Origin of the sequence: Leucothrix pacifica, from assembly GCF_003172875.1 — a bacterium.
In the GTDB taxonomy this organism is placed as follows: domain Bacteria; phylum Pseudomonadota; class Gammaproteobacteria; order Thiotrichales; family Thiotrichaceae; genus Leucothrix; species Leucothrix pacifica.
The window spans coordinates 1-16,048 of sequence record NZ_QGKM01000015.1 but is presented as its reverse complement, the minus strand read 5'-3'; the positions used below and the strand labels follow the sequence as shown (position 1 = coordinate 16,048).

The 16,048-nt window shown below is 46.2% G+C and carries 13 protein-coding genes and 1 pseudogene; 8 read left to right on the top strand and 6 right to left on the bottom strand.

The window, feature by feature from the left end; translation table 11 throughout:
- Positions 1–46 precede the first annotated feature (46 nt).
- From DKW60_RS07595 to DKW60_RS07585, 3 genes are all read left to right on the top strand, one after another.
- Positions 47–664, top strand: coding sequence for a copper chaperone PCu(A)C (locus DKW60_RS07595; protein ID WP_109837059.1), 618 nt, complete (start codon positions 47–49; stop codon positions 662–664).
- A gap of 237 nt (positions 665–901) precedes the next feature.
- Positions 902–2,080, top strand: a complete 1,179-nt coding sequence (locus tag DKW60_RS07590) for a PDC sensor domain-containing protein (RefSeq protein ID WP_181389619.1) — start codon at positions 902–904, stop codon at positions 2,078–2,080.
- 132 nt (positions 2,081–2,212) lie between these two features.
- The gene (locus DKW60_RS07585; protein WP_109837058.1) at positions 2,213–4,030 is read left to right on the top strand and encodes a thioredoxin domain-containing protein; all 1,818 of its coding nucleotides are present in this window, start codon (positions 2,213–2,215) and stop codon (positions 4,028–4,030) included.
- 36 nt (positions 4,031–4,066) lie between these two features.
- On the opposite strand, the gene DKW60_RS07580 is transcribed toward DKW60_RS07585, so the two are convergent.
- From DKW60_RS07580 to DKW60_RS07560, 5 genes are all read right to left on the bottom strand, one after another.
- Positions 4,067–6,646, bottom strand: a complete 2,580-nt coding sequence (locus tag DKW60_RS07580; protein WP_109837057.1) for a glycoside hydrolase family 9 protein — start codon at positions 6,644–6,646, stop codon at positions 4,067–4,069.
- 223 nt (positions 6,647–6,869) lie between these two features.
- On the bottom strand, positions 6,870–8,057 hold the full coding sequence (locus tag DKW60_RS07575; protein WP_109837056.1) for an amino acid aminotransferase: 1,188 nt from the start codon (positions 8,055–8,057) through the stop codon (positions 6,870–6,872).
- Between the two features lie 112 nt (positions 8,058–8,169).
- On the bottom strand, positions 8,170–9,345 hold the full coding sequence (locus tag DKW60_RS07570; RefSeq protein WP_109837055.1) for an amidoligase family protein: 1,176 nt from the start codon (positions 9,343–9,345) through the stop codon (positions 8,170–8,172).
- Between the two features lie 13 nt (positions 9,346–9,358).
- The gene (locus DKW60_RS07565) at positions 9,359–9,958 is read right to left on the bottom strand and encodes a hypothetical protein (protein WP_109837054.1); all 600 of its coding nucleotides are present in this window, start codon (positions 9,956–9,958) and stop codon (positions 9,359–9,361) included.
- 162 nt (positions 9,959–10,120) lie between these two features.
- Positions 10,121–13,396, bottom strand: coding sequence for a type I restriction endonuclease subunit R (locus DKW60_RS07560; RefSeq protein ID WP_109837053.1), 3,276 nt, complete (start codon positions 13,394–13,396; stop codon positions 10,121–10,123).
- Positions 13,397–13,571: 175 nt separating this feature from the next.
- Between DKW60_RS07560 and DKW60_RS07555 the strand changes: the two genes are divergently transcribed.
- Together DKW60_RS07555 and DKW60_RS07550 are read left to right on the top strand one after the other, a co-directional pair.
- The gene (locus DKW60_RS07555; RefSeq protein ID WP_109837052.1) at positions 13,572–13,832 is read left to right on the top strand and encodes a type II toxin-antitoxin system prevent-host-death family antitoxin; all 261 of its coding nucleotides are present in this window, start codon (positions 13,572–13,574) and stop codon (positions 13,830–13,832) included.
- A 6-nt stretch (positions 13,833–13,838) separates the two neighbouring features.
- Positions 13,839–14,249: a type II toxin-antitoxin system VapC family toxin gene (locus DKW60_RS07550; RefSeq protein WP_109837051.1), complete on the top strand. Its 411-nt coding sequence runs from the start codon at positions 13,839–13,841 to the stop codon at positions 14,247–14,249.
- A gap of 113 nt (positions 14,250–14,362) precedes the next feature.
- On the opposite strand, the gene DKW60_RS07540 is transcribed toward DKW60_RS07550, so the two are convergent.
- Positions 14,363–14,671 carry a BrnA antitoxin family protein gene (locus DKW60_RS07540; protein ID WP_109837050.1) on the bottom strand — a complete coding sequence of 103 codons (309 nt, stop codon included), beginning with the start codon at positions 14,669–14,671 and terminating at the stop codon, positions 14,363–14,365.
- Positions 14,672–14,904: 233 nt separating this feature from the next.
- Between DKW60_RS07540 and tnpA the strand changes: the two are divergent.
- The 3 genes and pseudogenes from tnpA to DKW60_RS07520 all read left to right on the top strand — a co-directional run.
- Positions 14,905–15,153, top strand: a pseudogene (gene tnpA, locus DKW60_RS07530) (IS66 family insertion sequence element accessory protein TnpA); the annotation flags it as partial.
- Positions 15,150–15,509 carry an IS66 family insertion sequence element accessory protein TnpB gene (gene tnpB / locus DKW60_RS07525; protein WP_109837047.1) on the top strand — a complete coding sequence of 120 codons (360 nt, stop codon included), beginning with the start codon at positions 15,150–15,152 and terminating at the stop codon, positions 15,507–15,509. The pseudogene tnpA and the gene tnpB, both read left to right, overlap by 4 nt.
- A 23-nt stretch (positions 15,510–15,532) precedes the next feature.
- The coding region (locus DKW60_RS07520; RefSeq protein WP_181389618.1) for an IS66 family transposase zinc-finger binding domain-containing protein at positions 15,533–16,048 on the top strand (516 nt) is incomplete at its 3' end.

Here is a 16,048-nt window from a genome sequence, read left to right as displayed (position 1 = left end):
CTGTTCATAGCACTCACTCGACAAAACAGATTCAGGAAATACAGACATGAAAAATGTAATACTTTCAACACTACTCGCTTTAACGACATTGGGCGTAAGCGTATCTGCACACGAATACAAAGTCGGCTCTCTGACGATTGATCATCCATACGCACGCAGCACGCCACCGTCATCTCCTGTCGGAGGTGGCTTTATGACGATTACCAATAATGGTACTGAGGCGGATCGTCTGATCGCAGGCACGAGTACTTTTGCGGACACGGTTGAAATCCACGAAATGATCATGGTCGATGGTGTGATGAAAATGAACCAAATCGAAGATGGCTTGGAAATTCCTGCGGGAAAAACTGTCGAGCTAAAGCCAGGCAGCTACCACATTATGTTTATCGGCTTACAAGAGCAATTAAAGCCAGATGAGCGTCGTAAAGGTTTGGTGAAATTTGAAAAAGCCGGCGATATTGAAATTGAATTCCTTGTAAAAGACATCGCAAAAATGATGGATCACTCCGCAATGACCGATATGAAGCACGGTGAGGAAACAATGGATCATTCTGCTGCGGATGAGAATAAACATGACCACAAGGAGATGGATCACTCTGAGATGGGCGAGATGAAACATGACGACATGAAGCATGAGCATGGCGCGGCAAAAGATGCGAACTAATATGGACAGTAATCAGTTTAAGCAATGGCTCTCAGTAAGGAGAGTTTGTTAACGGCTTAAACTTCAGTTCGTAGACAGGCGCAAGGGGCTATCCAAATGGGTAGCCTTTTTTTATATTTATCATGCATATCACTCCCCACTCCGTAGTATTTCATCTCACAAAAATGGATATGGTCAGGCTTAAACAGCAGGCACATACTAATATCGGCACAACCTATTCTATTGCCGGAGGAAGTAATGCCTAACACGCTCAAGCACTCTATTCATGCTCAACGGGTCATTCTTAAAGATCTACTGGCTAACGAATTAAACCACCATGCGCAGTTCATTCCACCATTAATGGATGATATCGATCTGCTCGACAAGCATCTGCGTTATATCTTCAACTCATTGGATCACTCAAAATATGTCTATGTGCTTGATGACAAGGGCATTCAGCTAAGCTCAACCATCAACCGCTTTGGTGCAGACAGTGAAGCGATCAAACGTGATCGCTCCCAACGTCCTTACATGCAACACATGTATGACGAATCGATTAACTTTAATCTGTCGCAGGCATATATAAGCCGAAATAAAAAGCGGCCGTCTGTCACTGCGACGCAAACCATTCGAAATAAGGACGGACAACGCCTCGGCTATTTAGGGGTTGATTTCGATCTGCGTGAACTGCCTCATTCTGATGTGATATATGAAGAGCCTAGCCAATGGCGACAAATCAAAGGTGATCCCGCTATCCGTCAAGGCTTGTTTACGCAAGAACGGGTAGAAAGCCTGATGGACAAACATATCGATCACGTGTTGTCTGTTCATGAAGCACTTATTGTTGATCAGGGTGTTCATCATATTCAAACCCACTTCTCCAGTAGTCGCTCAACCATCTGGCATACTGATGATCCGTATGTTTATCGTCTACTGACAATGGACGAACTTTCAAATACGAATATCTGTTTAGCGTATCCGAGACGTCAGTATTTTGACAGGGCAACGGTGCCAAAAGAACTAGTGGGCAAGATACTAAGGCAATTCAAAGCGTTGCGGTTTGCCGATGAAACCATCTATTTACGCTCCGCATCATTCAACATTGTGAATGGCAAAGTGGGGCTTAATTTTTCCTGTGATGGTACTCACTATCTAAATTACGACGAGTTTTTAGACAAAGGCCTGGAGTTCTGGTTTGGTGGTGCAGCATTTCCACAGGCAACCATGAATGCTGATTTAGACACTCATAAACTGGACGAAATCGTTGAAACTTTAGCGCTGGAAGGCTGTATGAAAGTCAATAAACTCCTGCACTCGATGGAGCGAGAGGAAACCGTTGAATCACTGGCCTCTTTAACCTTGCAAGAGCGAGACTATGTGTACTCAGAACTTAAATCAGTCATGGATGTGTATGAGTGTCAGGCCTGTGATATTTGAGGCCTTGCCCGCAACTTAAGTGCCATAAAAATCGATAACAGTCTCATCAATCGTTCCAGTAAATTCTGTGTTTAAGCAACCAAGCAGCCATATCACCCGTATTGATAAGCACTATTAATACCGGAGGCAAGCATGCCCCTATCACAACTGATGCTTCGCCTTACCTTAGCAGCCAGCCTGAGCAGTAGCGTTTTTCTTCCCGCATTTGCGAATGAGCTTAAGGGTCATCACTCACCGTATTTGGCCATGCACGGTGATGACCCAATCGCCTGGCACAGCTGGGGTGATGAAGCCCTGGCAAAAGCCCGTAAAGAAAACAAACTACTCTATGTATCCATCGGCTATTTTGCCTGCCACTGGTGTCATGTCATGCATCAGGAAAGCTTTGTCGACCCAAGCATTGCCAAACAGCTTAATGAAAACTATATACCAATCAAAGTTGATCGTGAATTAAATCCGGTACTCGACAAACGACTGATTGAATTTGTACAGGTGACCAATGGCGTTGCTGGTTGGCCATTGAATGTATTCATCACACCAGAAGGTTACCCCTTAGTTGGTAGTACTTACATGCCCCGCGATCATTTTTCCGGAGTACTGGAAACCATCAATCAACGCTGGTCTAAGGACTCAGCGTTAGTCATGGAAAAAGCAAAAGACCTGAGTAAGCAACTATCAGGCATGCTGGGCATTTTAGAGCTGACGACACAAAAAATTAGCATTGCCAGTCAAGCAGCGTTGTTTCTTGAAAAAGCCATGGAAGAAGCTGATGATTTACAGGGTGGTTTCAGCAATCAAAAGTTTCCCAACTTCCCGCAAATTCACGCACTGCTGGAAATAAACGCTAAAAAGCCTAATCCGGAGATCGATGAGTTCCTGAGGCTTACCATAGATGCGATCAGCACCAAAGGCTTGCATGATGCTATTGGCGGTGGCTTCTTTCGTTACACCGTTGACCCCGGCTGGAAAACACCGCATTACGAAAAGATGCTGTATACCAATGCCCAATTACCTATTTTATTATTTAAAGCGGCAGACTATTTCAACCACAAACCATATCGGGATGTTGCCCTAGAAACGATCGACTTTATGCAACGCGAGATGCGCGGCAGAGATGCTTTTATTGCGAGCCTGTCCGCAGTTGATAATGAGGGTAATGAAGGGGCTTATTATCTGTATACCGAAGATGACATACGAGCCGCGTTAAACAAAAAAGAACAGGCCATCGCATTTGCCGTTTGGGATTTAAAACGCCCACCGGAACAAGTCTCTGGAAACTTGCCCATTCAGAGTGACAGTATTGCATCTCTTGCGAAAGATTTGCAGATGACTGAAGCCGAGACAGGAAAAGCAATCGACGAACTTAAACTCAAACTCCAACAATATCGACAAGCAAATCGCAGCTTACCAAAAGACAACAAGCAATTATCCGGCTGGAATGGGCTTGTATTATCATCACTAGCCGCTGCGTTACCACACAAGCCTGCATTGCGTCAGTCAGGAGATCAGCTAGCAGCTTTTTTGTTAAGCCTCTGGGATGGTGAACGACTCAAACGCTCTGCCGCCTCACAGCAGATCGGTACTTTTCAGGACTATGCCGCGGTAGCTAAAGGCTTATTAGAATGGTCAAATGCCAGTTGTGAGCCGCGTTACGCTGCTGTCGCAGCCAGCATTATTGACCAAACCTGGCACCTCTTTTACAACAACCTGGCATGGTCAGAAACCAGTAAATCCTTATTACCCAACAGCGTGGCACAAAGTCATATCGCAGACACGCCAATCACTTCACCGGAAACATTGCTACTGGAAGCAAGTGCAATGCTGGGCGGAAAACTCATGAACCAACGCATTCAAAGTGTACTGGCACTAAGCAACCGTTCCTTAAATGCCGACCCTTTCGCTTATGCTTCATTGATCTCGTTTTCATTAACATTTGAAAAGCAGGAATAAAGTCAATGTGTGAAGCCAAGCTATTCCCAATTAAAGTTACTGTGGAGCAACCACCACACTCGAGGCTAAGGTGTGGTTGAGTTCATGCTTGCTAAACTCAGAGACTGTTTGCTCCGCAATCCTTTGTAAAAACTCAGCCGTTTCCGGCTCAAGCCCCATTTTATAAAACAGGCCTACGGGTGATTGCTTGTATAACATTTTATAAAACACACAAGCAGCTAAGTAGGTTCCTTCACGACTAGGGTGTATACCATCAGGTGCGTGTAAGTTAAGAGTAGGTCTTGCCGCGAGCGCACGATCAAATGCGCTTCCTACGGGTACCAAAGTGACTTCTAACTCTCTGGCCAGCTCAATGTAAGCAGGCTCAAGCTGTTGAATCATATCCGGCTGGTGTTTGTAGGCCCAGGTCATAAACAACATGGGCCTAGCACCTCGCTGTTGAAGTAACTCGATTGACTCTCTCAGACTCGCTTTAAAAATTAGTTTTTTATCATCATCAATCGCTTCCCGACTATGACCTTGAAGCGCAACAACGTCCCAGCCTTTTCCAGCGGTCAAACTATCCACACCCGCTTGTTGCTCATACCAATAACCACCCGCAATAGTCGCCGCTCTGAAATTATAAGGCGAAAAGTCCGCAGGTTTCATAGCATAACGCCTCAACTGCTCCACATGATAATGCAAACTATTGTTGTAATACGTGAAGCTGTTACCAATAAACAATACCTTCTGAGGAACGTCAGATGGTGCTGATGTGATACTGGCAGACTGTAAAGCGCTGGCTATATCCTGATCACTTATAAGAGCGTCTGCGCGCACCACATCCACTGAAGCCGCTGAAGAAGGCTTCGCATAAACTTCAGAAGTTACATCAGTCCCCTCATCGTAAATCGCTAAAATCTCCAGTAACCCAATCAATGCCGCATTGTAATCAATCGCGTACTCATTAACCGAGTAAGCACGTTCATGATCCACATAGCTCATCAACCCTTTACCCTTAGGCGCAATGCCATCCTGAGCTGATTCATTTGGACCACCCACTAATAAACCAGGCAAGGTACGCTTTAGAGAACGACCAAAGATATGCACCGGGTTTTTCACTGCTTTTTCACCCACCGCCGTTACGAATGAGAGATTGAAAGGATTTCTCCCCATCACATAATCCAGCTGATCAATAGCCGCGTGAAGATACTTTTTCTGACCACTAAGTCTCCAGGCATGTGCGAGTGTAATGCCCTCCTCTGCGGTCATTTTATTGGAACCCCAGATGATTTTGGTATTCGCCACATTAAAAGGCGAGTCCATGACTTGCGCATAAAGCTGATCAGCACGCTGCATTAATTTACGTTGGATATCCTCACGAATCGCTGCCATCTCCGGGGATTTATCCTGCTCCATCAAGTGAAGTAATGACAATGCAGAAGCATCTTTCCATTCATATAAGGAATAAGTTTTCTCAGGCTCAAAAGCCAATATATAATCCCGATACTCATCTTTTCTCGTCGCCAAAAACAGCTCTATGGCAGCGGTCAGTCGGTCATCACGGTCTGTATCTAACTGCACCTCTGTATCCGTGTCCGAACTTAAATAGGAACCTGAGCCAGAGTCATCTTTCTTTTGCCAATCCACCGTTTGCTCTGACTGGAATTTCAACCAGTTCCAGGATTTTTCAGCGGCTTCCAGATAGCGCTCCGAACGGGCTTCATCAATATTTTTATAAGTACGCGACGCCATCGCCATACTGGAAATAAACTTACCAGTCTCGGGTGATGACACCCCATAGACGTAACGCACTTGCGTATCTTCATCAGGCGTAATGACGCTGGGCCATTTGGCGCCGGACAATTTACGATAAACAGCACCATCCGCGCGCTGCATTTTTAGCATCCAGTCCAACTCAACGATTAATTCATCCAGCAGATCTGAACGACCATTACCCGACTCAGGTATGGATAAAGCAGAGTCCGGATAACGCGATGGCGCCATTAAATACAAGCTCATCAAGCGATTCACGGTCACCGAGGCAGGCGCAATGTATTTTCCGTAATCGCCGGCATCATGCCATCCACCGCTGGCATGATGATGCACCCCTTCTTTATTGAGCTCATCATCGCGAGCATAAATACCGTCATCCAAATGACACGCCTGATGCGACAGTCCTGTCTCAGGATCAAGCAACTCTTCACCACATCGTTGCAAATAATAACTGCGCAGTAATAAGCGCGTAGCTTCCTTATAGGGCTCTTCCGCTATGCTAAACGTAACGGACTTCAGATCACCGCCTTCAAGATAAAAACGACCGGTATTTACAACGTCTGAGAAATCCAGGAACTGTAATTTGCTCTGTTGTGGCCCCTCAACTTCCGACTCTGGATTAATCATTTTGACTAAATCCCCTGACTGCGCATCAATCAAGGCAATAGAATCCTCTTCTGTTTTATTAATCAGCATGGCACGCTTGGGCCAGTCAGGATGATATCCCGCCTGATTCACCACAATAGCTGATTTGATCTCCTCAGCCAGACTGAGAGAGACAGGCAGTGAAGCAAGAATAATTATCAGCACTGGCACAAAGCAGCGCGCTGAAAGAGACAGTCGATCAGAAATAAAGCTCATGAGGAGACAACCATGGAATCTGTTAATTTTTTTTGTAGTGTTAGTTTAACAGTCAAGTAGTAAGCACCACAGGACAAGTCCGACCAATGGTCATTAAATATCATGCAAAAAAATATCCGGTCACTCTGCGCCGGATATTTCATAGTTCAATCGAGCTGAACTCAAAGCATATTAACAATTGCTAAGTGGTTTCCTTAGCGAGGTTAGGTCGCTACAAAACCTATTAACCCTGTGTCACTTCCAATACCGCAGCCACAAAACGATCGATGTTTTGCTCCTGCATACCTGCAATATTGACGCGTGAGTCACCGATCATATAAATCGCATGATCTTGACGAAGCTTATCAACCTGCTCCGGCGTAAGCCCTAACAGAGAGAACATACCGCGATGCACTGCGACGAAATCAAAGCGATCGCCACCACCTTGTTTGCGGAAGCTCTCAGCAAGTAAATTACGCAGAGACGTCATGCGTGTACACATTGTTTTTAACTCATCCATCCACTGCTGACGCAATTCCGGATCTTGCCAAATAATCCTCACGACAGATGCACCGTGATCTGGTGGCATGGAGTACATTCCGCGTGCAATATTCTGGATATTTTCATTGGCCAGTGTCGCTGTTTCTTCAGTACCACCCATGACAAATGCACAGCCCACACGGTCGCGGTAGATACCAAAGTTCTTTGAGCACGACACAGCAACCAGCATTTCCTTAACGGTTGAAGCAAACTTACGAACCCCGTAAGCATCTTCTTCTAAACCGTCACCAAAACCTTGGTATGCGATATCAAAAAACGGCAAGAAGCCTGTCTCAACGGCTATTTCAGCCACTTCATCCCACTGCGCAGGACTTAAGTTGGCACCGGTTGGGTTATGGCAACACCCGTGAAGAATGACGACATCGTCAGAGCCCAATGTGCGAAGCTTTGCAGTCATCGCATCAAAATCAACCGAGCAGGTCTCAGGGTCGAAGTAAGGGTATTCAGCGATTTCAATATTGCCTGTTTTTAGCAATGCATAGTGATTAGGCCAAGTCGGAGTACTCACCCATACTTTGGCATTTGGACGCATACGTGCCATCAACTCAGCCAACACCCGCAGCGAGCCACTGCCACCAGGAGCCTGCAAACCATACACACGTCCCGCAGGTGCTGCATCACCAAACACGATTTCTTTCATCGCTTCGTTATAAGCTACATCACCGGCTAACCCGACATAAGTCTTGGTCGTTTCTTGCTCCAGTAAGCGACGCTCCGCTTCTTTTACAGAGTCCAGAATGATGGTTTCACCCTTATCATTCATATAAACACCCACGCCCAGATTCATTTTATCGGGACGAGTATCAACTTTGAATGGCGCCATTTGCGCAAGAATGGCATCAGGTTTTGGATGGGGTAGCGTCTCAAACATAAGGCTGTAAACTCAAAAGTAAGTGTACTCCTGAGTATACGTAAAAAAAGATTTTCTGGAAGGTTATATTTAAGCGTTTTCGGGTAACAAGCCGGAATGATGATTGAACGACTTAGCCATCAAATGCCGCCATCAGTTCGATACGGTCTTCCTCATCCAGCCCTAAAGCCTCTAGCAAAGTCTGCGCATTTTCTGGCGTTGGTTCCATAAACCGTTGATAGTCAAACGATACCAAACCATGCAGATAGATAAATATTTGATTGAAGCAGCGTAGCATTCTGAATAGATATTCGCTGTCTAACACAGACGGCAGCATGCGGATCTCTAAGGTATGTTTATCCGGCGAATTAAAAATCAGATTTCTCAAATTAAAATCACAGTATTTTGTGATTCCCGTCTGTGCAACTCGTTCGCGACATGCTTGCCAATCTAATGCTAATAACTCGTCGGTTTTGATCAGCTCCAGAAACTCATGAGGCCAATCACCAATACGACGACAATTCAGATTGGTATTCATAATCCGCCGTAACACTAAGCGATACTGGTGAAGAAATCTGGCTATCTTAAGAAACATCGATGGCTCTGAAAAGAATGCGCCATCAAAATGAAGATGAGTCGCTCCTTCTTCGGGGATTTCAAAACCTAACTCATTAGCAGTATCCAAATAGACGCGTAACGACTCAGTGTCATGAGCAGCCAGTGGTGCAGTGACCATCTCACAGGGTCGTTCACGCTCACCCGGTAGGGGTGCCGCCAGAGCAATCGATGCGCCTGCTTGGTCTGCTACACGGTATACGCCACCTTTAGCCGCATCAACATCTACACCGAATAAACTGGCGATACCAGTGAGTGACTGCTCTATAGAATCATGAGGATTGACCTGCTGTCTGGCTAAGCGCAACAAACGAATGTCATCGCTGAGAATGCGATACCAACCCGCTTTAGCCTCTGTGCTTTTGACTAAGCCCTGCTGCAGCGTAATATCATCCAGACATTGCAGCAATACATCCCCGGAGACATTCAACACCTTAAACGCTTGTGTCAGGTGGTAAAACACCGGTTTGTCTTTAACACGACTTGGCTCAGAATCAAGATGAAAAAAAGGCTCAACCACGCCATTGAGCTTCGTCGCAATTGCTTGTGCTAAGGCGCGTCGGTCTGAACCAGAGGGTGCCAGCAATTCCACCTCCACCCCATACTTCTCAGGACAGTTCGGCAGTGTTTCGGCAGCATCTATTGACAATGCATTAACACTCTCTGATTTGACCAAACATAAGTGTGCTGTCATACAAACTTATCCATCAGCTCTCACGATATATTTTGCCGGGTAACAAGGTTTCCATTTTAGTGGCCACGGTCACACCAATCATATGCTTGGCTTCAACGATCGATAATCCCCAAACACCAGACAGTAGTTCAGCATCATCATAGTCATAATGACTCTGCCGATATGCTTCATATGCTTTATCTTCAGGACTCAGGTGGGGTGATACGTGGTCATTCTCACGTAGTTTATCTGGCAAATTCTGCTCAAGACCATGCTTAACTTTATAACCGATTTCATGCTTAGCTTCGATAATACTCATATTCCAGAGTGACGCTAAAAGTTCTGCATCAGTGTAGTCATAACGACTGTGAACGTAGGCCTGAAACTTCACATCAGTACCATTTGGTTCGGCTTTCGGATCCAGTTTTGGGTCCGCTTTCGCACCACTCGGTGTTTGTAAGCCTTCTGGTAACAGATCCTGAATATTATTGATAATCTTATGACCGAGTACTTGTTTTGCCTCAACAATCGGTATATTCCACAGTGATGCAAGCATCGCAGCATCATCGTAGGTGTAATCACTTTTGGCGTAGGCTTCGAAGCCTTTTGGATGCCAATCTGAACTAGCCATCATTCTCCCTCACTTTTTATATCGAAAAATTTGATCTCCAAAATGAGTATAGTCAAGATAATGGGGTTCTGTGATTAATGAGCTTAAGAAGTTTCTAATCCTTTAAACGGCCAACAGCACCTACATCCCATCACATAAAATGCTTCTAAATTACTTGCGTGCCAACTAACGCCCCATCTTCAACATCTCAAACACAAGCCGCGAAAACGCCACCGCCCGATCAGGATTAGACAACAACTGCATCATCTGATTTTCATGCGCTTGGCCGCTATCCATAATCGCGTCATCGACCGCTTTCTGGAAGTCACCCAGCATCGCCTGCTCAGGCGAATTATTCGCGACCTGATTCATCACCACCGTGTTTTCTCTCATCTTGTCCCGAATCGTCTGTGCATAATTAACCAAGTCATCATCTGTCAAACCATCCGTTACAAAAATCTCATTCAAGCGCTCAATAATCTGCGACAAAAACTCCGCTTTCTTATCCTTGGGCTTGGCACTGCCCACACTATCACCCGGCTCAAGCGCATAATCCGCCGAATCATCTTTTAGCTTAATATGCTGCTGACGAATCGCCGTGAGTCGGTAGTGACTCAACTCCACATTGCTCAAGTCAATATCATCTTCATCAACCACCGCTTCACGCAGTAGCGGTCTAAGATTACGCGCATACAGACTCAGTTTTTCCAAGTCTTTATCATCGTAATCCACAATCTGCGACATGAACTCATAGAAGCGTACAAACGTCCCTAAGTCCTTTTTGAATATCTCTAAGGTATCCTTCTCTTGCTGACATTCTTTTAGGTGGTTCTCTCTATTCGCTGTAACTACGGGGTCGTTAAAATCTTTTATGCGTTCAAACTCATCTTTAGCTTTTCGATATGCCTCAACCGCTGAGTTATAACGCTTCTGCCAACGCTCCACCGCTGGCTTACAGATATTCGAAATCGCCGCATTACTTTTGCTTTTAACAAAGAACGCATCACAAAACTGATTGATCTCATGCCACTGGTAAATACCCACCGCATCCAGCTTTTCACGCAAGTCAAAAATCAAATCAGGATCAGAGACATCCGCCAATTCAGTGGTTTGATAATAAGGCTGGAACGCCTCCAAAATATCCTCAGGATCATTAAAGAAGTCCAACACAAACGTGCCGCACTCTGCTTTTCCCTTATACGTTCGGTTCAAGCGCGACAACGTCTGCACACACTCCACACCGCCTAGCTTTTTATCGACATACATCGCGCACAGTTTCGGCTGATCAAAACCTGTTTGAAACTTATTCGCCACAATCATCACCTGGTAATCATCGCTATTAAACGTCTTACGCATGTCACGCCCTTTCAGGTCAGGGTTCATGCCAGTTTCGGTAAACTTATCACCCAGTAACGCAGCCGAATTCGGGTCATCCTCGTTGAACTCAACTTCCCCCGAAAACGCCACCATTGCCGTGATTCTGTCGTAGCCTTGTTCTTTTATGTACTTATCAAAACCCAACTTATAACGCACCGCCTCTTTACGGCTGCTCGTCACCACCATCGCTTTCGCTTGGCCAGCCAATAAACCCATGATGTTGTCTTTAAAGTGCTCAATAATCACCTTCACTTTCTGGCTAATATTGTGATCATGCAAACGCACCCACTGATTCAACTTAACCTTGGCCTTCTTACTCTCAACCTCTTCATCACTCCCTGCAATCTTCATCGCAAGCTGATAAGCCACTTTGTAGTTGGTGTAGTTCTTGAGCACATCAAGAATAAAGCCTTCCTCAATCGCTTGGCGCATGCTGTAAACATGGTACGCCTCCGGCATATTGGTCTTAGACGCAGGTTCTGCTGGGTTGGGTACACGACCAAACAACTGCAAGGTCTTATCCTTAGGCGTTGCTGTAAACGCAAGGTAGCTCAAGTTACTCGACACACGACGGGAGGCCACCGCAGCGTCCAGAATATCCTCGGTGCTTAAGACTTCATCCTCACCTTTGCCCTTGCCAGTAGTATCTATCATCAACACTTCTTTTAGCTGACGCGCTGTACTACCCGTTTGCGAGCTGTGCGCCTCATCCGCGATCACCACATAGTTACGTTCTTTCAGGCTCACACTGTTTTCAATCGCTTTTAATACATACGGAAAGGTCTGAATCGTCACAATGATAATCGGCTGCGAGTTTTCTAAGGCCGTTGCGAGCTGCTCTGACTTAGAACCCTCGCCTTCTTTGCGATTGACACGACCAACCACACCCTCAACAGACGTGTATTGTGAAATCGTTTCTTGTAACTGGTCATCCAGTACCGTTCTGTCGGTCACCACGATCACCGAGTCAAACAACTTACTCCCATCATCTTGGTGAATCGCTGACAACTGATGTGCTGACCACGCAATCGAATTGGACTTACCCGACCCCGCGCTGTGTTGAATCAAATACTTATGACCGGGCCCTTCAGTCTTCGCTGCTTCAATCAACTTTCGCACCACATCCCACTGATGATAGCGCGGGAAGATCAGTGTTTCTTTCTTAAACTGACGCCCTTCTGCTGTTTCCTTTTCCTCGATCTGTAAATGCATAAAGCGCGAGAGAATATTCAGAAGATTATCTGGCAGTAGCACCTCATTCCAAAGATAGCCCGATGCATATTCGTTTTGGTCTTCAGGAATGTCATTCCCTGCGCCACCTTCTTTCGTACCTTTGTTAAACGGCAAAAAGAACGTGTCATCGCCTTCTAAACGCGTCGCCATGTAAACCTGATCTTGGCTCACCGCAAAATGCACTAGCGCACCACGCTTAAAGGTCAGCAATGGCTCAGGCTTTTTGGTTTCAGGGTCAATTGAAAAGCGCGTGGTTTTATACTGTTTTACCGCGTTACTCACGGGCTGCTTAAACTCAGACTTAAGCTCCATTGTCGCCACAGGTAAACCGTTAACAAACAACACCAAGTCAATACGCCATTTTTTCGCACGCACACCTGTTGCCGCTTCATGCTCATCCGTTGCCCACGGGCTATACACCAGCTCTGGTACAAGACGCAGACGGTTCTTTTTGTATCGGGCTAAAGTGTCAGGGTTTAAGTCATGTTCGGGCTTGAATTGGCACAAACTAAAGCGTGTACCACGGTCACGTAACTCATGGCGAAGGACGCCTAAGGTACCGAAGGTGCGAACCGTTTTGTTTGCAGCATTGGGGTCTGCTTTATTAAGCTGCGAGGCTACGCGCTCTAAGAGTTTTTGTTCTGAATTACTTGGGTACAACTTACAAAACTTTTGCCACTGCTCGTCCTGCGTGTCTTTGATAAAACCTAAAACATCTTCGGAATATAAAGCGAGTTCACGGTCGTACTTGTTTGGGTTACCCAGCTTCCAGCCATTGGCTAGCATCTGCTGGATCATGTCATTTTGGAAGGTGAATTCTGTGGTCTTATCGCCACCGAAGATTCTGTTCATGCGGTTGCTTCCTGTTGGGGTATTTTAAGCCAGTACAACAGGTTGTTATGGTACAACAATTAGACAAATAATGGGTGTTTTCTCTAACATCAACATCTACTAAAAAGTTCATCTATCGACAAACCCATAAATATAGTCCAATATAGACTATATATATTCATTAGGAGATCAAACGATGCCTAACACCCAATCCGAAGACGCTTGGACAGTCGCTGAAGCAAAAGCAAAGCTTTCAGAGCTACTTAGATGCGCAGATGAAAGACCACAATATATAGGCGCGAGAAAGCCCTATGTGTTGATTTCAGTTGAACAGTGGGAAGCACTAACAAAACCCAAAGAATCAATGGGCGAATGGCTGGTCAAGAACATGGCTAACCTTGGTGAGCTAGAGCTGCCTGACAGAAAAGAGCCTTCTCGTGAAATCCCCTTTCAGTAAAGCACTATGACCAATTACCTGTTAGATACAAACATCATTTCTGAACTCAGTCGACCTGAGCCACAAAAAAGCGTAGTTGATTTTGTCGCCTCTACACCTATCGCTTGGTTATCAACCATTACGCTACATGAGCTTGAGTATGGCGTAACGTTAATACCTGATGGTGCTAGAAAAGCGGCTATCAAACAAATGGTCTCTGGATTAGTCAGTACTTATGGCGACTACATTATCCCTGTTGGGCAAGTAGAAGCTCAGGAAGCGGCACTGTTACGAGCGATGATGAAACAACAAGGCAAAGTGCTGCACTTAGCTGACTCTTTGATTGCGGGTACGGCTAAGGTACATCATCTGACTATTGTGACTCGGAATATTAAAGACTTTGAAGGACTGGATATTCAGCTGATGAATCCTTTTTAAACTGTAACGCTAAGCCCTTACCCATCACACCTACCGTATTAACTGGGTTGATAATAGCGTCTACTTGATCGTGAAATATATTGCCTGATTGGTAGGTAATCATAAATTATGCTTCAGCTCACTTTCTTAATCATAGCCTGACGCAAAATATCATTCATTCGTGTTTGATAACCACTGCCTTGCGACTTCAACCAAGCAAGTACGTCAGCATCAACACGCACTGTGATTTGCTTTTTAACAGGTTTGTAAAAAGCACCTTGCTCAGCCACTTTCCAAAAGCCTTCGTCAAGCTGTGGAATTTCGCTTGTATCAATGTCGTTATCAGACAACTTTGACAACGCCTCCAACTCAGCTTTCTCTTGCTCAGTTAGCGCTGGTTGATCACTACCATCTGTTTTATAAATTACTGTTTTCTTTGTCATAACGTTTTCTCTCCGTAGACGTAGCTGGTCGGGCCGAGATTATCCGAATCACTTCTATTTCGTCTTCATCTCTAAAAGTATGCGCGACTAAAGTAAGCGTCAGGTAAACCCCATCTACCAGCCGCTCAGCTATTCGGTCATTCTGTCTCTCTATTAACCGGAGACAAGTATGAACAACACACTGACTCAAAAACAGCAATTCTGGAAGACTCACCTGGGATGCCGCAGCGCGTTCCGGATTGAGTATCGCTGACTACGCCAAAGCCAATCAGCTCAAACCGCAGACGTTATATCAATGGCGCAGCACACTCAAAGGCCGGTCGGTCACTGCCTCCACGCAGACTCAGTTTACGCAGGTGGTGTCATCCACCACTGTCTCCGGTAGCCCGCTGACAATCGTGCTGGGTGACGCCACGTTGCGGTTTGATCGATTACCTGATCCGGATTGGTTGTCCACACTGCTCTCGGGTGTCCGGTCATGATGCGTCCGGCGGACCAATTACCCCGGGTGTATCTGTGCACCCAGTCCGTGGACTTCAGAAAGTCCATTAACGGCTTGTCGCTCCTGGTGGAGCAGTCTCTGCAGCTGGATCCGTTTGCACCGGCGCTGTATGTGTTTACCAACCGGCGCCGGGATAAGGTGAAAATCCTGTACTGGGAGAAGAACGGGTTTTGCCTGTGGTATAAAAGTCTGGAGCAGGAGCGGTTTAAATGGCCGGATGAGGTCACCACACCGACCTGTGTGATGGATGGTGAGCAGCTCAACCGCTTGCTGGACGGCTTTGATCTCTGGCGCAATAAACCGCATCAAACCTTGAACTACCGCACAGTGGGATAGGGTTTTCCGGTATAATCCACACCATGAAACGACCTGCTGACCCCTTACCGAATGATGTGGCCTCACTGAAGGCGCTGCTGCTGGCAGAGCGCAGTACCACTGAGCGTTTACAAAAGCAGGTTCAGACATTATTCGAAGCGATCCGGCTGGCCCGGCAACAGCGCTTTGGGGCCTCCAGTGAAAAAGCACCCGGACAAGGTGAGCTGTTTGATGAGGTCGAGGAGACGCTTGAGCGATGTGACCAGACGCCACCCGATACCGATGGTTCCACACCCTCAGACACCCCGGTTCAGGCGACGACTACACGCAAAGCCCGCCGACCATTGCCGGCACATTTGCCCCGCATCCACAAGCTGATTGAATTGCCGGAAGCCGAACGGGTGTGCGCCTGTGGCTGTCAGTTAAGTGAGATTGGTGAAGACAGCAGTGAGCAACTGGAGATCATTCCGGCCAAACTTCAGGTCATCCGGTACGTCCGGAAAAAGTATGCCTGCCAGGCGTGTGAAGACACGGTCAAGGTAGCCCCCAGAGCTAATGTG